The 20,931-nt window shown below is 62.2% G+C and carries 20 protein-coding genes and 1 tRNA gene; 17 read left to right on the plus strand and 4 right to left on the minus strand.

What is annotated here, in order from left to right:
- Window position 1 precedes the first annotated feature (1 nt).
- Window positions 2–1,189 carry a protease modulator HflK gene (hflK, locus tag AAC850_RS10560; RefSeq protein WP_340588715.1) on the minus strand — a complete coding sequence of 396 codons (1,188 nt, stop codon included), beginning with the start codon at window positions 1,187–1,189 and terminating at the stop codon, window positions 2–4.
- A gap of 94 nt (window positions 1,190–1,283) precedes the next feature.
- Between hflK and AAC850_RS10565 the strand changes: the two genes are divergently transcribed.
- The 4 genes from AAC850_RS10565 to AAC850_RS10580 are packed head-to-tail and all read left to right on the plus strand — an operon-like array spanning window position 1,284 to window position 6,197.
- A complete protein-coding gene (locus AAC850_RS10565; RefSeq protein ID WP_340588716.1) occupies window positions 1,284–2,249 on the plus strand; it encodes an Mrp/NBP35 family ATP-binding protein in 966 nt (321 codons plus the stop codon).
- 10 nt (window positions 2,250–2,259) lie between these two features.
- The gene (locus AAC850_RS10570) at window positions 2,260–4,536 is read left to right on the plus strand and encodes a molybdopterin cofactor-binding domain-containing protein (RefSeq protein ID WP_340588717.1); all 2,277 of its coding nucleotides are present in this window, start codon (window positions 2,260–2,262) and stop codon (window positions 4,534–4,536) included.
- Window positions 4,533–5,567 (plus strand): ferrochelatase, encoded by a 1,035-nt coding sequence (hemH, locus tag AAC850_RS10575; RefSeq protein WP_340588718.1) that lies wholly within the window; start codon window positions 4,533–4,535, stop codon window positions 5,565–5,567. Before AAC850_RS10570 ends, hemH begins: the two co-directional genes overlap by 4 nt.
- Before the next feature lie 18 nt (window positions 5,568–5,585).
- Window positions 5,586–6,197 carry a hypothetical protein gene (locus tag AAC850_RS10580; protein WP_340588719.1) on the plus strand — a complete coding sequence of 204 codons (612 nt, stop codon included), beginning with the start codon at window positions 5,586–5,588 and terminating at the stop codon, window positions 6,195–6,197.
- On the opposite strand, the gene AAC850_RS10585 is transcribed toward AAC850_RS10580, so the two are convergent.
- The gene (locus tag AAC850_RS10585; RefSeq protein WP_340588720.1) at window positions 6,194–6,352 is read right to left on the minus strand and encodes a DUF1674 domain-containing protein; all 159 of its coding nucleotides are present in this window, start codon (window positions 6,350–6,352) and stop codon (window positions 6,194–6,196) included. The genes AAC850_RS10580 and AAC850_RS10585 overlap by 4 nt on opposite strands.
- Before the next feature lie 29 nt (window positions 6,353–6,381).
- Here AAC850_RS10585 and AAC850_RS10590 point away from each other — a divergent pair, with 29 nt between their 5' ends.
- The gene (locus tag AAC850_RS10590; protein WP_340588721.1) at window positions 6,382–7,626 is read left to right on the plus strand and encodes an RsmB/NOP family class I SAM-dependent RNA methyltransferase; all 1,245 of its coding nucleotides are present in this window, start codon (window positions 6,382–6,384) and stop codon (window positions 7,624–7,626) included.
- A 153-nt stretch (window positions 7,627–7,779) separates the two neighbouring features.
- Here the strand turns inward: AAC850_RS10590 and msrA are convergent, their stop codons facing one another.
- Window positions 7,780–8,310, minus strand: coding sequence for a peptide-methionine (S)-S-oxide reductase MsrA (gene msrA, locus AAC850_RS10595; protein ID WP_340588722.1), 531 nt, complete (start codon window positions 8,308–8,310; stop codon window positions 7,780–7,782).
- 102 nt (window positions 8,311–8,412) lie between these two features.
- Here msrA and AAC850_RS10600 point away from each other — a divergent pair, with 102 nt between their 5' ends.
- The 4 genes from AAC850_RS10600 to folK are packed head-to-tail and all read left to right on the plus strand — an operon-like array spanning window position 8,413 to window position 11,033.
- Window positions 8,413–9,225: a class I SAM-dependent methyltransferase gene (locus tag AAC850_RS10600; protein WP_340588723.1), complete on the plus strand. Its 813-nt coding sequence runs from the start codon at window positions 8,413–8,415 to the stop codon at window positions 9,223–9,225.
- Between the two features lie 12 nt (window positions 9,226–9,237).
- Window positions 9,238–10,101 carry an N-carbamoylputrescine amidase gene (gene aguB, locus AAC850_RS10605; protein ID WP_340588724.1) on the plus strand — a complete coding sequence of 288 codons (864 nt, stop codon included), beginning with the start codon at window positions 9,238–9,240 and terminating at the stop codon, window positions 10,099–10,101.
- A 16-nt stretch (window positions 10,102–10,117) separates the two neighbouring features.
- On the plus strand, window positions 10,118–10,555 hold the full coding sequence (locus AAC850_RS10610) for a hypothetical protein (RefSeq protein WP_340588725.1): 438 nt from the start codon (window positions 10,118–10,120) through the stop codon (window positions 10,553–10,555).
- Window positions 10,548–11,033: a 2-amino-4-hydroxy-6-hydroxymethyldihydropteridine diphosphokinase gene (folK, locus tag AAC850_RS10615; protein WP_340588726.1), complete on the plus strand. Its 486-nt coding sequence runs from the start codon at window positions 10,548–10,550 to the stop codon at window positions 11,031–11,033. The genes AAC850_RS10610 and folK overlap by 8 nt, the downstream gene beginning before the upstream one ends.
- Here the strand turns inward: folK and AAC850_RS10620 are convergent.
- Complete coding sequence (locus tag AAC850_RS10620) at window positions 11,030–11,635, minus strand: hypothetical protein (RefSeq protein ID WP_340588727.1); 606 nt, start codon at window positions 11,633–11,635, stop codon at window positions 11,030–11,032. The genes folK and AAC850_RS10620 overlap by 4 nt on opposite strands.
- A 184-nt stretch (window positions 11,636–11,819) precedes the next feature.
- Between AAC850_RS10620 and AAC850_RS10625 the strand changes: the two genes are divergently transcribed.
- The 8 genes from AAC850_RS10625 (at window position 11,820) to AAC850_RS10660 (ending at window position 20,912) form a co-directional block, all read left to right on the plus strand.
- Window positions 11,820–11,895, plus strand: a tRNA-Lys gene (locus AAC850_RS10625).
- Between the two features lie 184 nt (window positions 11,896–12,079).
- A complete protein-coding gene (locus AAC850_RS10630; RefSeq protein ID WP_340588728.1) occupies window positions 12,080–12,574 on the plus strand; it encodes a NotI family restriction endonuclease in 495 nt (164 codons plus the stop codon).
- Window positions 12,575–13,422: 848 nt separating this feature from the next.
- On the plus strand, window positions 13,423–14,955 hold the full coding sequence (locus tag AAC850_RS10635) for an acyl-CoA carboxylase subunit beta (RefSeq protein ID WP_340588729.1): 1,533 nt from the start codon (window positions 13,423–13,425) through the stop codon (window positions 14,953–14,955).
- 255 nt (window positions 14,956–15,210) lie between these two features.
- Complete coding sequence (gene mce, locus AAC850_RS10640) at window positions 15,211–15,660, plus strand: methylmalonyl-CoA epimerase (RefSeq protein WP_340588730.1); 450 nt, start codon at window positions 15,211–15,213, stop codon at window positions 15,658–15,660.
- Window positions 15,661–15,687: 27 nt separating this feature from the next.
- Complete coding sequence (gene scpA / locus AAC850_RS10645) at window positions 15,688–17,850, plus strand: methylmalonyl-CoA mutase (RefSeq protein WP_340588731.1); 2,163 nt, start codon at window positions 15,688–15,690, stop codon at window positions 17,848–17,850.
- Complete coding sequence (locus AAC850_RS10650) at window positions 17,847–18,056, plus strand: hypothetical protein (protein ID WP_340588732.1); 210 nt, start codon at window positions 17,847–17,849, stop codon at window positions 18,054–18,056. Before scpA ends, AAC850_RS10650 begins: the two co-directional genes overlap by 4 nt.
- Entirely contained in the window at window positions 18,049–18,906 is an 858-nt protein-coding gene (locus tag AAC850_RS10655) for an alpha/beta hydrolase (protein ID WP_340588733.1), read from the plus strand. Before AAC850_RS10650 ends, AAC850_RS10655 begins: the two co-directional genes overlap by 8 nt.
- Window positions 18,906–20,912, plus strand: a complete 2,007-nt coding sequence (locus AAC850_RS10660) for an ATP-binding protein (RefSeq protein WP_340588734.1) — start codon at window positions 18,906–18,908, stop codon at window positions 20,910–20,912. Before AAC850_RS10655 ends, AAC850_RS10660 begins: the two co-directional genes overlap by 1 nt.
- Window positions 20,913–20,931: the final 19 nt, after the last annotated feature.

Here is a 20,931-nt window from a genome sequence, read left to right on the forward strand (position 1 = left end):
GTTACTGGCCCTCCTGCGGGGTAACCGTCAGCGAGTTATTGTTTTGCGAGCGACGACGCACTTCGGGCAGCGGCAGGTAAGGCGTCACGCCATCCGCTTCGATGATTGTCTTATCGGTCCCGCGCAGCACCGTCTCCATGGTCTCGTAATAAAGGCGTCGCCGCGTCACTTCGGGAGCGAGGCGATATTGCTCGTAGATTTCGTTGAATTCGGCCGCAGATCCTTGCGCCTGTGCCAGCACCTGCTGTTCGTAGCGACGCGCCTGGTTCAGCGCCTGCTCGCGGTTCTGCCGCGCTGCAAGCACATCGTTGAAGGCGTCGATCACCTGTTCGGGCGCTTCTGTCCGGGCGATGTCCACACCCTGGACCGAAATGCCCGAGCCATAGGCATCGAGAATGGTCTGCATTCGCGTGCGAACGCGCAACTCGGCTTCGGCGCGGCCTTCACCCGACAGGATGTTGTCGAGCGTGGTCTCCGCCACGGCAGCGCGCATCGCCGCTTCGGCAACTTCCACCACGGTTTCCTCGGGCTCTGCCAGTTCAAAGCGGTATTGCACCAGATCGGTAATCCGCCAGCGCACGAGATACGACAGGTCGACCAGGTTCTGGTCGCCGGTAAGGATCAAATTCTCCCCGCCTTCACCTATCGTATTGCGCCGCACTTCGTCGGTATTCTCGATGTCCACCGTCTGGATCGGATAAGGGAATGTGAAATTCAGGCCGGGCTGAAGATCACCCGCATATTGCCCGCCAAGCCAGGTCTTGAATCCTTTTTCGGACGGCTGCACCTGATGCACTGAAGTGGTCACGACCCAGATGCCGGCAATAACCGCCATGGCAATCGGGAACCAGCTACCGCCACCGGGCCGCTGCGGCATGCGGAAGTTTGGACCGCCACCACCGCTGCCACCGCGACGCGGGCCTTCGGGGCCACGGCTACGGAAGATATCTTCGATATTGGCCGAGCGGCGCGGACGGTCTCCCTCACCACCGCCGCCACCGGGCAACCACGGATTGCGTGGACCGCGTGGTTCGTCATCGCCGCCATCCGATCCGCCGTCCGGTCCGTCTCCGGGGCCATCCCCGTCGCCGCCATCATTTCCGCCACCGCCAGAGGGTTTGCCCCATGGGTTGCGCTTGCCAGCCATAGCCAGCCCAATTCTTTCGATAAAACCGCCCGTTTTTTCCATGCACCCTTCTATAGGTAGCCGTTCGACAAAAAACAGGGGTTATGCGGCGCAAAATTGCTGACCGCGCGCTGCAGAGCCGCTAGCACGCCTTGCCATGAGCACTGATACAGCCATCCGGACAGCCATCCCGGCCGAACTTTCGGGCATGGTCCGATCCGTTACCTTGCGCGATGGCGTGGCGACCCTTGTGGCCGATGCCAGCGGGCTAGGCCGTTCCGCCGCGGCCCAGTTGCAGCGCGAGCTGGAAGAGTCCGTCGGCGCGGTCGAAGGCGTGTCCGAAGTGCGCGTCGCGCTGATGGCAGACAAGGTCGCGCGCAAGATCGTCACGGTCGGTTCGGGCAAGGGCGGGGTCGGCAAGTCGACGCTCACCACCAACCTCGCGGTTGCGCTGGCGAAAATGGGCATGAAGGTCGGCGTGGTCGATGCCGATATCTACGGCCCCTCGCAGGCGACATTGCTGGGCGGCGCAGACAGCAAGCTGCGGGCGGAGGGCAAGACTCTGATCCCGCATGACAGCGAGTTCGGGGTGAAGTTCGTGTCGATGGGCCAGCTGGTCGAACCGGGTAAGGCGATTGCATGGCGGGGGCCAATGGTGGGCAGCGCGCTAGGCCAGTTGATGGACGCCGACTGGGGTGAGACCGAGCTGCTGCTGGTCGACCTGCCGCCCGGCACCGGCGATGTGCAGTTGACCATGATGCAGAAATTCAAGCCGACCGGCGCGCTGGTCGTCTCCACCCCGCAGGACCTCGCACTGATCGACGCGACCCGCGCAATCGACCTGTTCGAGCAGGCCAAGATACCGATGATCGGCATTGTCGAGAACATGGCGGGCTATCTCTGTCCGCATTGCGGCGAAGTGAGCGAGCCGTTCGGGCAGGGCGGTGCGGAAACCGCCGCCAGCAAGCTCGGCGTCCCGTTCCTTGGCCGTGTGCCGCTGGCGATGGAAATCCGCAGCGCGAGCGACGGCGGACAGCCTCCGGCATCGGGCGATGGCGAGTTTGGCAAACCCTTCACCGGCATCGCCGCGCAGTTGAAAGCCTGGCTGGAGCAGGTCGCTTGAAGGTGCGCGCATGAACATTTCGCGGCGCGGAGTTCTCGTCGGGGCGGCGGTCGGCGGCGGATTGCTCGTCGCCTGGGGTCTGATGCCGCGCAGCTTCGACAATCCGCTCGCGCCCGGCCCGGGCGAAGTGGCTTTCGATGCCTGGCTCAAGATCGCCGATGATGGCGTGGTGACGGTGGCCGTGCCGCAGCTCGAAATGGGGCAGGGCGTCACCAGTTTGCTGCCGCAGATCGTGGCGATGGAACTTGGCGCGGACTGGCGGCAGGTTGCGGTCGAGCCCGCACCTGTCAGCGGCGCCTATGCCAATATTCCGCTCGCCGTGCGCTGGTCTGCATTGCGCCGTCCGCTCATTCCCGCGCTGGCGGACGAGACCGACGACATGTTGCTGACGCGCTGGGCGCAGGACAATCGCTTTACCGTGACGGCAGAAGGCACATCGCTCGCCGCTTATGAAGCCGCCTGCCGCAATGCCGGAGCCGCCGCCCGCACGGCGCTGGCGATGGCCGCGGCGGACCGATGGGACGTAGCGTGGGAGCAATGCCGGGCTGAAAACGGCTTTATCTATCACGATGACAAGCGCGCCAGCTTTGCCGAACTGGCGCTCGAAGCTGCGCAATTTTCTCCGCCCGATCCGCCACCCTTGCGGCCCGAAGTGCCAGCAGAGGCACGCCTGCCGTTCGGCGAAGAAACAGCCGGAGAGCGCATCCTCAACTGGCCGCGCCTGGACCTGCCGAGCAAGGTCGATGGCAGCTATACATTCGCCGCCGATGTGCGCCTGCCCGATATGGTCCACGCCGCCATTCGCCATGGACCGATGGACAAGTCCGAATTGCTCGATTTCGACGCAAGCCTCGCCTCGGGACAGCAGGGCCTGATCAAGCTGGTGCGCGGCAAGCGCTGGCTGGCGGCGCTGGCGGACAATTGGTGGGCGGCGGAAGAGGCATTGCGCCGAATCGCGCCTCGCTTTGCAGTGGAGCGCCCGGTCGACAGCGCCGAAATCGTGACCGCGCTCGATGACGCTGTTCGGAGCGGCGCGCCCGCGCTTGTCGAGACACGCGGTGCTGGCGTGGAAGGCTATTCGCCCGATTTTGCGCTGCGCTATGACGTGTCGCCGGCATTGCACGCCCCGCTCGAAACCACGACCGCGACCGCGCGGCTTTCCGACGGCTTGCTCGAGCTGTGGATGCCCACGCAGACGCCCGAGGCTGCCCGCGATGCGGCGGCCAAGGCGCTCGGCATGTCGGCGGGCAAGGTCGTGCTTTATCCGGTCGCGGCAGGTGGCAGTTTTGACCGGCGTCTGGACAATCAGGTGGCCATCGAAGTGGCGTTGCTGGCGCGCGAGGCTGGGCGTCCGGTGCAACTCACCTGGTCGCGCTGGCAGGAACATCTCGCCAGCTACCCGCGTGCCCCGGTGGCGGCGCTGCTGGGTGCGGAACTGGGGCAGGAAGGCACGATCCAGCGGATGCGTGCGCGCATCGCGACCCCTTCGACCATGCCCGAATTCGGCCGCCGGCTGTTCGACAATAGCGCCGCCTGGGCCGCTGTTGACGAAGCCGCGGGTGAAGCCGACCCGATGGCGGTGGAAGGGCTCGCCCAATCCTATGCCATCCTCGACATGTCGGTGGAGCACATCGCGGTAAAACTCGACTTGCCCACGGCGCGGATGCGCGGCGGGGCGCATGGCTACACCTGCTTTTTCCGCGAGAGCTTTATCGATGAAGTCGCGTTGCGGCATGATCGTGAACCATTGTCCTACCGCATCGCCATGCTCGGGCAGGACGCACTGATGGTCGATGTGCTGCAACGTGCCGCGCGACTGGCGCAATGGGATGGCGGACGACAGGGCAGCGGACAGGGCATCGCCTGCCACCGCATGGATCTGGGCGATGCCACGGGCCGGATCGCCGTGGTCGCGCAGGCAAGCGCCGGCGAGGGCGGCGTGCGCGTCCGGCAAATATACGCTGCGGTGAATATCGGGCGCGTGGTCAATCACGATATCGCGCTCCAGCAGATCGAGGGCGGACTGGTCTTCGGCCTCGCGATGGCGCTGGGCGGTGGCACCGAATATGCCGAGGGCCTGCCCACGCACCAGCGTCTTGCCGCGCTCGGACTGCCGACGCTTGCCGACTGTCCCGAAATCACCGTCGAACTGGTGCAAAGCGAAGCTGAGCCATTCGACCCGGGCGAGATCGGCGTTCCACCCGTCGCTCCTGCGGTGGCCAACGCTTTCTTCAGCGCGACCGGACTTCGCCTTCGTCGCCTGCCGCTGCTATCGGCTGCGGCATGACAAGCGCGTTTTCCGGCCAGCCTCCGCAACTCCCTGCCGACCACAAGGCGGTGAAGACCGGGCGTGTTGGCGTTCTGCTGGTCAATCTCGGTACGCCGCAAGCGCCCCAAACAGGTGCGGTGCGGCGCTATCTGGGTGAATTCCTGTCGGACCGGCGGGTGGTCGAGATCCCGCAAATTGCATGGCAGCCGATCCTGCGCGGCATAATCCTCAATACGCGCCCCAAGAAGAGCGCTGCCGCCTACCGCGAAGTGTGGACCGAGGAAGGCTCCCCGCTCGCTGTCATTACGGCAGAACAGGCCAAGAAGTTGCAGGCGCGGCTGGGCGATGCGGTGCTGGTCGACTGGGCGATGCGCTATGGTGAACCGGCAATCGGGCCAACGCTCGATGCGATGAAGGCATCGGGCTGTGAGCGTATCTTGCTCGCGCCTATGTATCCGCAATATTGCGCCGCGACGTCCGCCACAGTGGTCGACAAGGCGGGCGACTGGCTGCGCAAACAGCGCTGGCAACCCGCCATGCGCACCATGCCGCCTTACCATGATGATCCGCTGTTTATCAGTGCGCTGGCAAAGGATGTCGGCGCGCAATTGGACGCATTGGCCTTCACGCCCGAGGTGCTGTTGTTGAGCTTCCACGGAATGCCCAAGCGGACGCTCCAATTTGGCGATCCCTATCACTGCCACTGCCAGAAAACTGCGCGACTGCTGACCGAAGCACTTGCGCGGCCCGACATTCGCATGAAGGCGACCTTCCAGAGCCGTTTCGGCCCCGCCAAGTGGCTTGAGCCCGCGACGGACGAGACAATTCTGGAAGAGGCTGCGAAGGGCACAAAGCGTCTCGCCATCGTGGCACCAGGCTTCTCCGCCGATTGCCTCGAAACGCTGGAAGAACTGGCGATCCAAGGCCGCGATGCTTTCCTCGAAGCGGGCGGAGAGAAATTCGCCACGCTTGAATGTCTCAATGCGCGCGAACCGGGGATGGACATGATCGAGGCCATAGTGCGGCGCGAACTCGGCGGGTGGATCTGATCCGCCCAAATCACTGCCATGACAACGTATCTCATTCTCTTTGCAGTGGTTTTCGGGATAAATCTGCTGCCCGCATTTGGCCCGCCCACGTGGTCGATCATCGTGCTGTTCGGTCTGAATTCCGACCTGCCGCTGGCCAGCATCGTCCTTACCGGCGCGCTCGCTGCTGCACTGGGCCGCTTCACACTGGCGCACGGCTTTCGCTTGCTGTCGAATTATGTCTCGCAAAAAACCCGCCGCAATCTGGCCGCCGTGCGGGCCGCTTTTCTGGCGCGAAAGCGCCACGGTATCGCCGGACTTGCGCTTTTTGCCGTGTCTCCCGTACCGTCGGCACAGCTATTTGCAGCGGTCGGACTGGCGGGCGTGCCGCTTGCCGCGTTCACCTTCGCATTTTTCGCCGGGCGGCTTGTTTCCTATACGATCTACGCGGGGTCGGCTGAACTGATCGCACATTCGAGCATCGGCGAAGCCTTCAGCGATTCGCTCACCAGCCCGCTCGGTATCGGGTTGCAGATCGTGCTGTTGGCGGCGCTTATTGCGTTCGCTCGCATCGATTGGGAGAAGATTTTCGGTCCGGCGCCTGAATATCGTGAAACGCCAGAAACCAGAAAAGACGATCGCGCAGGCTAGAAATCGATCGCGATGCCCTTGCTCACCCAGTCACCATAACGCGTGGGACTTAATTCTTCGTCCACCTCCCCTTTTTCCGGTTTGGGAGCCGGATCATTGGTCCAGTAGGCAGGCTTGGTGAAGCCTTCAGGGCGTTTGGTTGCGCGCTTTGTCATGGCGCATAACATGGGACGGCTGGCGCTTCATGGCAACTGGCCCTAGGGCCATGCCGATGGAAACGGTTCCCGGAAGTGGTGCGCGCAAGGCCGCGCTCAAGATGCTCGACGCGGTGCTGCGCCGTGGCGAAACGATGGAGCAGGCGGGCGGCGCGGCCAATGGCCTGCCCAGTTTTGCCGACCGCGCGCTGGCGCGTGCAATTGCGGGCGAAGTGCTGCGCTGGCTGACCGATCTCGACGCGCTGATCGATTCCGCCACCGCCAAGCCGCTGCCTGATGATGCCAAGCCACGCATGGTGCTGCGCATGATGCTCGCCCAATGGCTGCGGCTCGATACGCCGCCACATGCGGTGATCGCCACTGCTCTGCCGCTACTGGCTGGCGGCCCGAAACGGTTGGCGCATGGCGTCTTCGCAACGCTCACGCGCGGCGAAGCCAGGCTGCCGCATCTACCGACACTGCCACAAGACGTTGCCGAGCGCTGGGGTGAGCGGGCAGGGGCGATTGCTGCCGGTATTGCCGAACCGCCGCCACTCGACCTGACGCTGCGCTCCGAAGATTCCGCGGATGTACCTGAGGGCGAAAGCCTTGCTCCGCTCCATCGGCGGTTGCCACGCGGGGCGGCGGTCGAAAACCTGCCCGGCTTCGATGAAGGCGCATGGTGGGTGCAGGATCTGGCTGCCTCGCTGCCTGCGCGCCTGCTGGGTGCGGGCGAGGGTCGCCGCGTTCTCGACCTGTGCGCCGCGCCGGGAGGAAAGACGCTGCAACTGGCCAACGCCGGATGGAAGGTCACCTCGCTCGACAATTCCTCGCGTCGTCTGGAGCGGTTGCGGCAAAATCTGGAGCGCACCGGATTGTCAGCCGAGATAGTGGAGGCCGACGCGATGGGGTGGGAGCCGGACGGATTGTACGACGCCATCCTGCTCGACGCGCCCTGCACCGCGACCGGCACCTGTCGTCGCAATCCCGACGTGATCCACCGCATCGGCCCGCGCCAGATCGAGGCGATGGCGCTGCTGCAGAAGCAGCTTCTGGACCGCGCCGCCAACTGGCTCGCGCCGGGTGGGCGGCTGGTCTACGCGGTCTGCTCGCTCGAACGCGAAGAGGGTGAGGATATTGCCGCGGGATGCGACCTCAAACCCGATCCGATTGCACCCGATGAACTGCCTTCCGGCATCACGCCGACGCCAGAAGGTTGGGTCCGTACCAATCCCGGCCTTCTGGCTGACAGCGGCGGAATGGACGGGTTCTTTATCGCGCGATTTACCGGATAAGCATCCGCGCCAATCCTTTCGGACAATGGTTAACGCCAAGCTGCCGAGGGATCAGCCGCCGCGTGGGGTTTAGCGGCTTTCCGCTCTCGAAAAGCCGCCAAACCTCAACTTCGCTTGACCTGATTAACCGCTTCGGCGCGCATTCCGCCTCGGTTAGGATTTCACCTTGTCGGCAAAACTCTTGCGCAGCTTCATCAGCTTGGGCGGGATCGTGGCCATGCAATAGGGGTTTCGCTGGCCTTCGCCTTCCCAATATTCCTGGTGGTAGTCTTCCGCCGAATACCATTGGGCCGGACCTTCGATGGTGGTCACAGCCGTCCCATGATTGCTGTCGTTCCAGCGCTCGATTGCAGCTTCTGCCTCTGTGCGCTGCTCGTCCGACAACGGGAAAATCGCGCTGCGGTATTGCGTGCCGACATCATTGCCCTGCCGGTTCAACTGGGTCGGGTCATGCGTGCCGAGGAACATGTCGTAGATTTCTGGCAGGCTGACCGTGGCGGGATCGAAAGTAACCTTCACACCCTCGGCATGACCCGTGGTGCCTGTGCAGACCTGCTTGTAGGTCGGATCGGGTACGTCACCGCCGATATATCCGCTCTCAACGCTTTCCACGCCGATCACGTCGTTGAATACCGCCTCGGTGCACCAGAAGCAGCCACCGGCTACGATCACAGTCTCGCTCATCGCAAATCTCCTTTGCCGGTTAGATGGGGACCAAGGCACGGCTTGTCATCCCGCCAATGGTCTGTAGTGCTTGCGGCAATGACTGACACCGGGAGAGTTTCAATGCGTTTCACCCATCTTCTTGCCGCCGCCGCCGTTGTGCTGGCCGCTCCCGTCGCCGCCCACGACGGGCACGACGAACAACACTCGCTGGACGAAGTGCTGGCGATGGAACTGCGCAACGATGATCGCGCGCGCGACCAATATCGCCATCCTGCCGAAACGCTGGCGTTCTTCCAGGTCGAGCCGACCATGCGTGTGGCAGAATACGCCCCCGGCGGCGGCTGGTACACCCGCGTGCTGGTGCCGTGGATTGCGCCGCACGGCCAGTACATCGGCCTGAACCGTGACAGCGGCGCGCGCGAAGAAGGCGCGGCAAGCTGGGGCGATCAATTTGTGGCTGCTATTGCCGAAAGCGGCATGGCGACCGCTGATGCCATCATGGCTTTCGAAAGCGACGAGATTCCCGAAGGTGTTGCCGGCACCGCAGATCGCGTGCTGATCTTCCGCTCCATGCACGGTTTGATGAACGGCAACGCCGCCGATGCCGAACTGCGCGCCATCCGTACGCTGCTCGCTGATGACGGCATGGTTGGCGTGGTCCAACACCGCGCACCCGAAACCGCAAGCTATGCCGAAGCCAGCGGCACGCGCGGCTACATGCGCCAGTCCGACGTGGTGCGCCTGTTCGAACTGCACGGTTTCGAACTGGTCGCGGAATCCGAAATCAACGCCAACCCCAACGACCCGGCCGATTGGGAAGGCGGCGTGTGGACTCTCCTGCCGGTGCTGCGTTTTGGTGACGAGGACCGCGAACGGTACGAAGCCATCGGCGAAAGCGACCGCATGACCCTGCTGTTCCGCAAGCGGGATTGAGCGACTGTCCCGATGACCACGCTTGCTGTCACCGCCCTGCAACTTGCCCTCGGCTCGGATGACGAGGCCGAGAATATCGCCGCTGTATCCACGCTCGTCGAGGAAGCGGCGCAGCAGGGCGCACAAGTTGTCCTGCCGCCCGAACTGTTCTCCGGCCCATACTTCTGCCGCGAGGAGAAAGACGAATTCTTCGCGCTCGCAAGGCCGGTGGCGGAGCACCCCTCGGTCGTCGCGATGCAGAAATTGGCAAAGGGGCTGGGTGTGGCGATTCCCACCAGCTTTTTCGAGCGTGACGGACATCACTATTACAACACGCTCGCCATGATCGGCGCGGACGGCGAGTTGATGGGCACTTATCGCAAGAGCCATATCCCCGATGGTCCGGGCTATGAGGAGAAGTTCTATTTCCGCCCCGGCAATGACGGGTTCAAGGTGTGGGACGTGTTCGGTGCGCGCATCGGAATCGGCATCTGCTGGGACCAATGGTATCCCGAAACCGCGCGCGTGCTCGCGCTGAAGGGCGCTCAGGTCCTGTTCTACCCCACCGCCATCGGCTCCGAACCCAAGGATGCCGAGATGGATACCAGCCGCATGTGGCGCCGCGCCATGGTCGGCCATGCGGTGAGCAATTGCATGCCTGTCGTCGCCGCCAACCGGATCGGCCATGAAGGTGGGCAGAGCGATGGCACAACCTTCTACGGTCACAGCTTCATCTGCGACGAATGGGGTGATATGCTGACCGAGTTTGGCGCGCAGGAAAGCGGCGTACTAAGCGCCACGCTCGACCTCGATGCCGCCCGCCAGCACCGCGCAAGCTGGGGCTTCTTCCGCGACCGCCGCCCGCAGCTTTATGACCGGATTTGCGAGGACATCTGAAACAGGGGGAGTAACAATGCCAAGCCAGGACCAGTTGGACGACCTTTACATCGCCAGCCTCGATATGGCTGCGACGTTGCTGGAGAAAAATGGCGAGTTCTTCCCCATTGGGCACAAGTTGGGGAAAGACGGGCAGATCGCTGCCATTGCGGTGCTGGAGGACGACGACAACCCACCATCGCAGCAAGTAATCGAAGGGCTTGAAACCGCCTTGCGCAGCCTTGCCGGGGCAGGAGACATAGCCGCATCAGCAATCGCGGTGGATATCAGGGTGCGACCCGTTCCCGATGCCGAGCCGACCGATGCGGTACAGGTCCGCGTCCGCGCCGCCGACTACGCGCGCGATGTGATCGTGCCCTATCACGTGGCGACGTCCGGCCTGTTCCGCAAAAAGCGCAAGGTTTCCATCGGCACGCCCTATGCCCAAGCAGCCGAGAACGACATTTTTGGCTGAGTCGCAAGGAAGCCAGTATCTGATCGCCCTGGGCAGCAACCAGCGGCATCCGGGATTTGGCTCGCCCGAAGCGATCCTGCGCCATGCGGCATGCTCGATCGGAGAAATTTTGGGCGATGTTCTCGCCACCTCGCGCATCATCCGCAGCGCACCTGTCGGGCCATCGACGCGGCAATATGCCAATGGCGCGCTCGTGGTGGGAAGCGACCTGCCTCCGCTCAACATGCTGGACGGGCTGCAAATGATCGAGAGCCAATTCGGTCGCAGGCGGGTGGGGCGACGCTGGCGTGCTCGCACGCTCGATCTCGATATCGTGCTGTGGAGCGAAGGGCTGTTTGCATCACCCGACTTGCTGATCCCGCATCCCATGTTCCGCCAGCGCGGGTTCGTGCTCGGCCCGGCCAGCGAAATCGCGCCCGACTGGCGCGATCCGGTGACCGGGCTGACACTTCGGCAGCTACGCGCGCGATTACGCTAGTCGAACACCGATCGGGTTCCCGTCACCACGATAGCTTGCCCGATCTCCACGACTTGCTCCTGCAGGCCGAATTGCAGCGCGACGATGCCATTGCGGCGGATTGGTCGTTCAGCCTCGGAAGTCACCTCATAAAAGCCCCATTCGCGCCCGATCTCGAGCACGGTATCGCCATAACCGGCGTAGGGCGGCTCGTTGATCTGGAAACGCACGCTGACCCGGCCATTGCCATTGGACGCACTGCTTTCGATGGTGCGGGCAAAGAAGCCGATGGTCAGTTGTTCGCCGCGGTTGACCCGGGCAAGAAGCGGGATGTTCACGCCGCCGGCATAGACCTCGGTCGCAGGACCCATGGCGATGCGCAGGGCTGCACCACCGCCGGGATAGCTTTCATCAACAACCAGGTCGCGGCCTAGGCCATAATGCTCCCAGTTGAGATCGGTCGGATCGTTCAGCAACCCGCCCCGCAGCATGTCGTCGATTGCGTGCAGGTGCCCGGGAAGCCCCCGCGTGTTGCGCGGTTCGGGCGCGTCATCATCCTGGGCGGCAACCGGTCCGGCCAAGCTGATCGCAAGGGCGGCGGAAATGGCAAGTATCTTCAACATCGCAGGCAGGCCTCCTCCGGGGCATCACTTGTTATTGTTGTGAACGTTATCATATATGGAAGAGCACACTCTGCAAGTCTCTATTGGGACCAGCATCGCGGCGATAGCGCACAGCGCGCTTGACCATGCACCGCTCGGTCCCTAGGTGACGCGCCGCAGAGAAGTGCTGATGACAACCTCTCTCGGGCCCTTAGCTCAGTCGGTAGAGCAACTGACTTTTAATCAGTAGGTCGCTGGTTCGAACCCAGCAGGGCTCACCACCTTTTTCCTTATATTTCAGCGCGTTGAGTGGCCCTCGGGCCGCTTACGTCGCTGCGTGTGGCGGTCAAGTACCGAATAAGCACCGTGAAGAGGTTCCGAGCGCGGATTTCCTCAGTCTTCTGAGGTGCCAAGCTGGATCGACTGCAGGCCACTTGCTACGCCTTCCCACGAAAGGTAAGGGACTTGGCAGAGCGCTTCCACATCGCAGAATGGTACGGTCGGCCCTTCCTTGAGCTGACGGATGTTGAACGATTGAGGTTTGCTGACCATAAGGTTGGCGGCTCCGCGATGACGAAAGTTGAAATTTCCCGCTTGCTTTTCCTCGAAGAGAAGCTGGCAGCCACTGGACTCACTGACCATCAAACAAAAAGATTGGACACCCTCCGCACCAAGCTGGAAGACCAGCGCGCCGACGAGTTGCCCTGCCCTTTTAGAACAGATACAGCTTATCCGACCTGCAATAAGGCAGGCGGGGTCTGCTCGCTGCAACTTGTCACAGATGATGGGGGCACCATTGAGCCGGTGGCCGGTGAGAAATCCATGGTGAGAGCGACATGCCCAAGCCGTTTTCAGCAGGATAACACGGTTTTTCGACGAATAGGAGAGGATCTCCTCGGCGACAGCGACCCCGCTCAGCTTGAATGTCGCGATCTTAGAGACTTGCGAGCGCCTAACTGACCATGATTGCTTTCACAGAAACGTATTGGTAACACACGGTTTCTGGTCCGCTTGGCTAGAGCACGGGAGCGAATTGCTCACAGGGGGACTATGCGTATTCTAGTGACTTTGTTCGGCTTGTTTTTTGTTTCGGCCTGCGCCTCATCACCAACTCCAACCTTTCTGAACGGTGCTTACTACGTCACAGGAGGGAGTGGCTGCAAAACCTATATCCCGCTAAACGATGGTCGGATTATGTGCTACAATTCCGATAGGAACTTTACGGGTTATCGTAGTGCGATGACGGTCGCAGAACTTCAATATGGTACGGCTGCGAGGGCGAGGCAGCAACAAGCGCGAGATGCGCAACGAGCTAGAATCGACGCTGGTAACGCGCAAATTCAAAACCAAACGCAAAGAACTTTGGAAGCCGCAAGCTCATATACCCCACCTTCTATCGCACCCCTATCACCAAGCTCATCTGCTACCGCATCTTGCACCAACGTAGGTAACTATCTCAGCTGTCGATCAGCTCTACCGCAAGCGAACTTTTCCTGCATTGTGGCGGGCAACGTTTATCATTGCCGACCACGTGAATGAGCACCGCGTCAAGCACCGAAAACACAGCCCCCTTGGCTGCCCTCGATTGACGCTCATTCACTTCATGTCGTGTTTTTAGAGACTTGCGGGCGGCAAACTGACCATAATTTGCCGCTATTGCCGCTACTGCGCGCAACTTTTAATCAGTAGGTCGCTGGTTCGAACCCAGCAGGGCTCACCATTATTTCCGCAATATCGCCGCTGCGCTTCGTCCGGTTTGACTGGATACAATTCCCATGCAACTGGCTGTTGCAGGAGGATTCGCGTCAATGTCAGCCAATATTGCCGAGATGGAGCGGCGCCGCGAAGCAGCCCGGATGGGTGGCGGCCAGAAGCGTATCGATGCGCAGCATGCCAAGGGCAAGCTTACCGCGCGCGAACGGCTCGATATCTTGCTCGATGAAGACAGTTTCGAAGAGCTGGACACCTATGTCGAACATGACTGCATCGATTTCGGGATGCAGGACCAGAAGATTCCCGGCGATGGCGTTGTCACCGGCAGCGGCACGATCAACGGGCGGCTGGTCTATGTCTTCAGCCAGGATTTCACTGTCTTCGGCGGCTCGCTGTCGAAACGCCATGCGGAGAAGATCTGCAAGGTGATGGAGATGGCGATGCGCGTGGGCGCGCCTGTCATCGGCCTCAACGATTCGGGCGGTGCGCGCATCCAGGAAGGCGTGGCCAGCCTTGGCGGCTATGCCGATGTGTTCCAGCGCAATGTGCTTGCATCGGGCGTGGTGCCGCAGCTCAGCCTCATCATGGGGCCATGCGCGGGCGGCGCGGTCTACAGCCCCGCGATGACCGACTTCATCTTCATGGTGAAGGACAGCTCCTACATGTTCGTGACCGGCCCCGAAGTTGTGAAGACCGTCACCAACGAGGAAGTGACGCAGGAAGAACTGGGCGGCGCGGTGGTGCACACAACCAAGACTTCAGTCGCCGATCTCGCGCTGGAAAACGACGTCGAGGCGCTGCTCGCCGCGCGCGACCTGATGGGCTTCCTGCCCGCTTCCAACCAGTCCGAACTGCCGGTGTTGCCGACCGATGATCCGTGGGACCGGATCGAGGACAGCCTCGACACGCTGATCCCCGCCAATGCCAACATGCCCTACGACATGCACGAGCTGATCGCGAAGGTCGTGGACGAGGGCACTTTCTTCGAAATCCAGCCCAAACATGGTGGCAATATCATCACCGGCTTCGGCCGTATCGAGGGCCGCCCGGTGGGCTTTGTTGCCAACCAGCCGATGGTGCTGGCGGGCGTGCTCGACATCGATGCCAGCCGCAAGGCCGCGCGCTTCGTGCGGTTCTGCGATGCCTTCTCGATCCCGATCGTCACCTTCGTCGACGTGCCCGGTTTCCTTCCCGGCACCGCGCAGGAGCACAATGGCATCATCAAGCACGGCGCGAAGCTGCTGTTCGCCTATGGCGAGGCGACCGTGCCCAAGATCACCGTTATTACCCGCAAGGCCTATGGCGGCGCCTATGACGTGATGGCCTCCAAGCATTTGCGCGGCGACCTCAACTATGCCTGGCCGACGGCCGAAATCGCGGTGATGGGCGCAAAGGGCGCGGTGGAGATTATCTTCCGCCAGGACCGCGACGATCCCGACAAGATCGCCGAGAAAACGAAAGAATACGAAGACCGCTTCGCCAACCCCTTCGTCGCCGCTTCACGCGGCTATATCGACGAGGTTATCCACCCGTCCTCGACCCGCAAACGCATCGCGCTGGGGCTGCGCAAGCTGGCGGGAAAGCAGCTCGAGAACCCGTGGAAGAAGCATGATAATCTTCCGTTGTGAGGCGTCCAACTGGGTGAACATCGGTAGTCATGGTACTAGTTTTTTGTCTCGGATTTTTCGCATACTCGGCTGTGCTCTTCTGGAAGGTGCTTCGTGCCATTCGATCAGGGCAAATTGAACTAAGTCGGGAAAAGCAGGATCGAATTGAAAATCCGAAGAAGTTTTGGACAGGTGTCATGATCACAGGTTTAGCTGCGATAATTATGTCCGCAGCCGGGATAGTGGCTTTATTCGTCGCCTCTGGGAGCAGTTAAAATGAAACTCGGACGTCTCAACCACATCGGCGTGGCAACGCCCTCGATTGCGGAATCGATCGCGCATTTCACCGACACCATGGGTGCGACGAAGGTGCACACGCCTTTCGATCTCGAGGAGCAGGGGGTGAAGGTCTGCTTCGTCGATACGCCGACCGAGAGCGGCTATAACGGCACGCAGATCGAGCTGATCGAGCCTTTGTCCGATGCCTCTCCCATCGCCGGTTTCCTCGCCAAGAACCCCTTGGGCGGGCAGCATCATATCTGCTTCGAGGTCGAGGATATCGAGGACGCGCGCAAGTGGTTCGAGGAGCAGGGCAAACGCATCCTTGGCCCCACGCGCATCGGTGCGCATGGCACGCCTATCTTCTTCCTCCACCCCAAGGACATGATGGGCCAGCTCACCGAGATCATGGAAACACCCAAGGAAGGGGCGCATTGGTCGAACTGACCTCGCGCCTGCGCACTGGACACTGAAATGACAGACAAGCCGACGAAATCAGACTGGCACGAAAAGGCCGCCAGGGAAGTGAAGGGCCGCGATCTGACGTGGCACACGCCCGAAGGCATCGCCGTGCAGCCGCTCTATACAGCGGAAGACGCGCCCGAGGACGGCCCTAATGGTGCTGGGGGCCTGCCCGGCTTCGCGCCTTTTACCCGCGGCCCCTATGCCAGCATGTACACCGGCCGCCCGTGGACGATCCGCCAATATGCAGGCTTCTCCACCGCCGAGGAATCGAACGCCTTCTACCGCCGCAACCTTGCAGGCGGGCAGAAGGGTCTGAGCGTCGCCTTCGATCTCGCCACCCATCGTGGTTATGACAGCGATCACCCGCGCGTGGTCGGCGATGTCGGCAAGGCTGGCGTGGCGATCGACACCGTGCGCGACATGGAAATCCTGTTCGACCAGATCCCGCTCGACACGATGAGCGTGTCGATGACGATGAACGGCGCGGTGATCCCGGTGATGGCGTTCTATATCGTCGCGGCAGAGCGGGCCGGCGTCAGCCAGGAAAAACTCAGCGGCACGATCCAGAACGACATCCTCAAGGAGTTCATGGTCCGCAACACCTATATCTATCCGCCTGCGCCCAGCATGCGGATCGTGTCGGACATCATCGGCTATACTTCGCGCAACATGCCGCGCTTCAACTCGATCTCGATCAGCGGCTATCACATGCACGAGGCCGGGGCGACGGCGGTGCAGGAGCTTGCCTTCACCATCGCCGACGGCAAGGAATACGCCAGGCGCGCCATCGAAACCGGGCTTGATATCGACGCCTTTGCGCCGCGCCTGTCGTTCTTCTGGGGCATCGGCATGAACTTCTTCATGGAGATCGCCAAGATGCGCGCCGCGCGCACGCTGTGGCACGATGTCATGACCGAGCTTGGCGCGCAGAACGACAAGTCCAAGATGCTGCGCACCCATTGCCAGACTTCGGGCGTCTCGCTGCAGGAGCAGGACCCCTATAACAACGTCATCCGCACCACGCTGGAGGCCTTGGCGGCGGTGCTCGGCGGCACGCAATCGCTGCACACCAATGCGCTGGATGAGGCATTGGCGCTGCCGACCGACTTCTCCGCCCGCATCGCGCGCAATACGCAGCTGGTGCTGCAGGAAGAAAGCGGGATCACCAATGTCGCCGATCCGCTGGGCGGCAGCTATTACATCGAGGCGCTGACCGCCGAGATCACCGAAAAGGCCCGCGAACTCATCGCCGAGGTCGATGCGCTGGGCGGCATGACCGAGGCGGTCGCCAGCGGCATGCCCAAGGCGCGCATCGAGGAAGCCGCTGCCGCCAAGCAGGCGAGCGTCGACAAGGGCGAGACGGTGATCGTCGGGGTGAACAAGTACCGGCTCGACGAGGAAGACCATCTCGACACGCTCGACATCGACAATCACGCGGTGCGCGCATCGCAGGTTGCCCGGCTCGAGCGGGTGCGCTCGCAGCGCGACGAGGCGGCGTGCACAGCTGCTTTGAAGGCTTTGACCGAGGGCGCGCGCGGCGATGGCAACCTCCTCGCGCTGGCAGTCGAGGCCGCCCGCCACGATGCGACGCTGGGCGAAATCTCCGCCGCGATGGAGGACGTGTTCGGCCGCTATGACACCGTGCCAACGCCGGTAAAGGGCGTCTACGCGTCTGCCTACGAAGGCGATGCGCGCTACGAGCAGGTGGTGGCGGGCGTGCAGGCGGTTGCCCGCAGGCTCGACCACACACCGCGCGTGCTGGTCGCCAAGATGGGCCAGGACGGCCACGATCGCGGTGCCAATGTGATCGCCTCGGCCTTCACCGACATGGGTTTTGAAGTGATCTCCGGCCCGCTGTTCCAGACGCCCGAGGAAACCGCCAAGATGGCGCTCGACAACAATGTCGATGCCATCGGCGCAAGCTCATTGGCCGCCGGACACAACACGCTGATCCCCGAACTGATCGGACACCTGAAAGACGCAGGCCGCGCCGATATCAAAGTTGTCGCCGGCGGCGTGATCCCGCCCAAGGATTACGACTACCTCAAGAAGGCAGGCGTGCAGGGCATCTACGGCCCCGGCACCAATGTGGTCGAAGCGGCAGCGGACTTGCTGCGCCTGCTGGGCCACAATATGCCGCCTGCGGGTGACGAGCTGGAGGCGGCGGAGTGAAGGCGCAGCTTGCCCGGATCATCGCGTTCTTCGTGTTCGTCATACCGGGGTTCTGGTATTTCTTCAGCCATAACGGCATCAGCGCGTGGCTGGTGCTGATCGGCTGCTTCATCCTCGGCAATATTGCCGCGCGTTTGGTGTTCAAGCGTCTGGCCACCGACAAACAACGGCGCGAAGACCTGACGGCGAGATTATTCAATGATTGATTACAAGGCGCTTCTCGCCATTGCCGCTCTCACCGTCGCCACACCGGTGTCGGCGCAGGGTGCCGGTACACCGATCACGATTGGCGAGTCGCACTTGCTGACATTTGATGATGAACCGGTCGCACGGCATATCAATGTGTTTATTCCGCCGGAATATCGAGAGAGCGAGCAAAGCTTCCCGGTGCTCTATCTGATCGACGGATCGCTGGATCAGGATTTCCTGCATGTCAGCGGCACCGTTGCGCTTAATGCCATGTGGGGACGTTCGCAGCCTGCCATCGTTGTCGGGATCAGCACGCGAGACAGGCGCGCGGAATTAATCGGTACTGCGGGCAATGCGGAGGAGCGCGAGGCGTTCCCCACCGCGGGCAATTCCGCGAGCTTTCGCGCATTCATCCGTGACGAGGTAAAGCCTCTGATTGAAGCAACTTACCGTACCAATGGCACCGATGCGGTGCTGGGGGAATCGCTTGCGGGCCTGTTCATCGTTGAAACATGGCTTACCGAACCGGCGCTGTTCGACGGCTATGGCGCGGTTAATCCCAGCCTGTGGTGGGAGGGACAGGCGCTGGCTCGCTCTGCCGCCAACACGCTTGCCGATGGCGGAACGCGAGGACGACTGCTGGTCAGCTATTCCAACGAGGGACCGGAAACACAGGAGGCTGTCGAAATGGTCGCCGTTGCAGCAGGGGAGAGCGCCTGCCTGCTTGCGACGCCCGACCTGACCCATGCCACCGCTTATCACATCCTAACGCCTGCAGTGCTGCAATATCTTTTGCCGACCGGCTATGACTTCAATCCCGAATGGGACTTCAACGTCCCATGTGCGCATGAAGAGGGCGCTCAATAATGTTCAAAAAAATCCTCATTGCCAATCGTGGTGAAATCGCGTGCCGGGTCATCAAGACCGCGCGACGCATGGGTATTGCCACGGTGGCGGTCTATTCGGATGCCGATGCGCGCGCGCCCTTCGTGCAGATGGCCGACGAGGCGGTGCATATCGGTCCGGCTCCGGCAAACGAGTCCTATCTGATCCCCGAGAAGATCATCGACGCGTGCAAGCAGACCGGCGCCGAGGCGGTGCATCCGGGCTATGGCTTCCTCTCCGAGCGCGCGAGCTTCGTGGAGGCGCTGGCCAAGGAGGGCATCGAGTTCATCGGCCCGCCCACCAATGCCATCGCGGCGATGGGCGACAAGATCGAGTCCAAGAAGCTGGCGAAGGAAGCGGGCGTCAACGTCGTTCCCGGCTTTGTCGGCGAGATCGAGGATACGGACCACGCGGTGCGCATCTCGGACGAGATCGGCTATCCGGTGATGATGAAGGCCAGCGCGGGCGGCGGCGGCAAGGGCATGCGCCTTGCCTATAACGAAAAGGACGTGCGCGAAGGGTTCGAGGCGACCAAGCGCGAAGGGCTCAATTCCTTCGGCGACGACCGCGTTTTCATCGAGAAGTTCATCCTCGACCCGCGCCATATCGAGATCCAGGTGCTCGGCGACAAGCACGGCAATGTACTCTATTTCAACGAGCGTGAATGCTCGATCCAGCGCCGCCACCAGAAGGTTGTCGAGGAAGCGCCATCGCCCTTCGTCACTCCCGAAATGCGCCGCAAGATGGGCGAGCAGGCGGTCGCGCTGAGCCAAGCCGTGGGCTACCATTCGGCAGGCACGGTCGAGCTGATCGTTTCCGGCGCGGACCCGACCGGCGAGAGCTTCTACTTCCTCGAAATGAACACCCGCCTGCAGGTCGAACATCCCGTGACCGAGGCGATCACCGGCGTCGACCTGGTCGAGCTGATGATCCGCGTGGCGGCGGGCGAGAAGCTCGAAATGACGCAGGACGATGTAAAAATCGACGGCTGGTCGATCGAAACGCGCATCTATGCCGAAGACCCCTATCGCGGCTTCCTGCCGAGCACCGGGCGGTTGGTGCGCTACCAGACCCCGGTCGATGCCTGGGACGGCGATTTGCGCGGTGTAGACGGCGTGCGCGTCGATAGCGGCGTGCAGGAAGGCGGCGAAGTGTCGATCTTCTACGACCCGATGATCGCCAAGCTCATCACCTGGGGCGAAACCCGCGACGAGGCTGCAGACCTGCAGGTCAAGGCGCTCGACAAGGTCGTGCTCGAAGGGCTCGGCCACAATGTCGATTTCCTCTCCGCCCTGATGCAGCATCCGCGCTTCCGCAGCGGCAATATGACCACCGGCTTCATTGCGGAGGAATATCCCGAAGGCTTCGAAGGCGCGGCCGCATCAGACGAGCTGAAGCGCGCGGTCGCTGCTTGGATTGCCGGTGCCGAATGCACCGAGCGGGCGCGTGCCGGGCGCATCTCCGAACGGCTGAACGGCACGCCTTCGCCCGGCTCCAACTGGACCGTAAAACTCGACGGCGAGACCCATGCGGTCGAACTTGGTGATGGCGGCGCTACCGTCGATGGCGAATGGATCGCTGGCACGTGGGACTGGCAGCCGGGCATGCGCCTCTCCACCGTCACCGCAGATGGCGAGGAATACGGCATCCAGCTGCAACGCGACGGCGCATGGTGGAACCTCACCACGCGCGGGCGCAAATATCGCGGCATGGCCTTGCCCGCGCGCCATGCCGATCACGCCAGCCACATGATCGAGAAAGTGCCGCCCGACACCTCCAAGCTGCTGCTGTGCCCGATGCCGGGCCTGCTGGTGAAGCTGCATGTCGGCGAAGGCGACGATGTCGAGGCGGGCCAGCCGCTCGCCACGGTCGAGGCGATGAAGATGGAAAACATCCTGCGCGCCGAGAAAACAGGCACGGTCGCCACGATCAACGCCGATGAAGGCGAGACATTGGTGGTCGACGCCGTTATTCTCGAACTCGAATAATCCTCACAAGAAAGTACCC

This window comes from Erythrobacter alti (assembly GCF_037996805.1).
In the GTDB taxonomy this organism is placed as follows: domain Bacteria; phylum Pseudomonadota; class Alphaproteobacteria; order Sphingomonadales; family Sphingomonadaceae; genus Alteraurantiacibacter; species Alteraurantiacibacter alti.

Excerpts from the sequence above, each read along its gene's own strand:
- AAC850_RS10635 (WP_340588729.1), top strand. The coding sequence starts at position 13,423 with ATGTCAGCCAATATTGCCGAGATGGAGCGGCGCCGCGAAGCAGCCCGG.
- aguB (WP_340588724.1), top strand. The coding sequence starts at position 9,238 with ATGACCACGCTTGCTGTCACCGCCCTGCAACTTGCCCTCGGCTCGGAT.
- scpA (WP_340588731.1), top strand. The coding sequence starts at position 15,688 with ATGACAGACAAGCCGACGAAATCAGACTGGCACGAAAAGGCCGCCAGG.
- AAC850_RS10620 (WP_340588727.1), bottom strand. The coding sequence starts at position 11,635 with ATGTTGAAGATACTTGCCATTTCCGCCGCCCTTGCGATCAGCTTGGCC.
- AAC850_RS10600 (WP_340588723.1), top strand. The coding sequence starts at position 8,413 with ATGCGTTTCACCCATCTTCTTGCCGCCGCCGCCGTTGTGCTGGCCGCT.
- AAC850_RS10585 (WP_340588720.1), bottom strand. The coding sequence starts at position 6,352 with ATGACAAAGCGCGCAACCAAACGCCCTGAAGGCTTCACCAAGCCTGCC.
- AAC850_RS10590 (WP_340588721.1), top strand. The coding sequence starts at position 6,382 with ATGGCAACTGGCCCTAGGGCCATGCCGATGGAAACGGTTCCCGGAAGT.
- AAC850_RS10660 (WP_340588734.1), top strand. The coding sequence starts at position 18,906 with ATGTTCAAAAAAATCCTCATTGCCAATCGTGGTGAAATCGCGTGCCGG.
- AAC850_RS10655 (WP_340588733.1), top strand. The coding sequence starts at position 18,049 with ATGATTGATTACAAGGCGCTTCTCGCCATTGCCGCTCTCACCGTCGCC.
- AAC850_RS10565 (WP_340588716.1), top strand. The coding sequence starts at position 1,284 with ATGAGCACTGATACAGCCATCCGGACAGCCATCCCGGCCGAACTTTCG.
- AAC850_RS10610 (WP_340588725.1), top strand. The coding sequence starts at position 10,118 with ATGCCAAGCCAGGACCAGTTGGACGACCTTTACATCGCCAGCCTCGAT.
- hemH (WP_340588718.1), top strand. The coding sequence starts at position 4,533 with ATGACAAGCGCGTTTTCCGGCCAGCCTCCGCAACTCCCTGCCGACCAC.
- hflK (WP_340588715.1), bottom strand. The coding sequence starts at position 1,189 with ATGGAAAAAACGGGCGGTTTTATCGAAAGAATTGGGCTGGCTATGGCT.
- msrA (WP_340588722.1), bottom strand. The coding sequence starts at position 8,310 with ATGAGCGAGACTGTGATCGTAGCCGGTGGCTGCTTCTGGTGCACCGAG.
- mce (WP_340588730.1), top strand. The coding sequence starts at position 15,211 with ATGAAACTCGGACGTCTCAACCACATCGGCGTGGCAACGCCCTCGATT.
- AAC850_RS10570 (WP_340588717.1), top strand. The coding sequence starts at position 2,260 with ATGAACATTTCGCGGCGCGGAGTTCTCGTCGGGGCGGCGGTCGGCGGC.
- AAC850_RS10580 (WP_340588719.1), top strand. The coding sequence starts at position 5,586 with ATGACAACGTATCTCATTCTCTTTGCAGTGGTTTTCGGGATAAATCTG.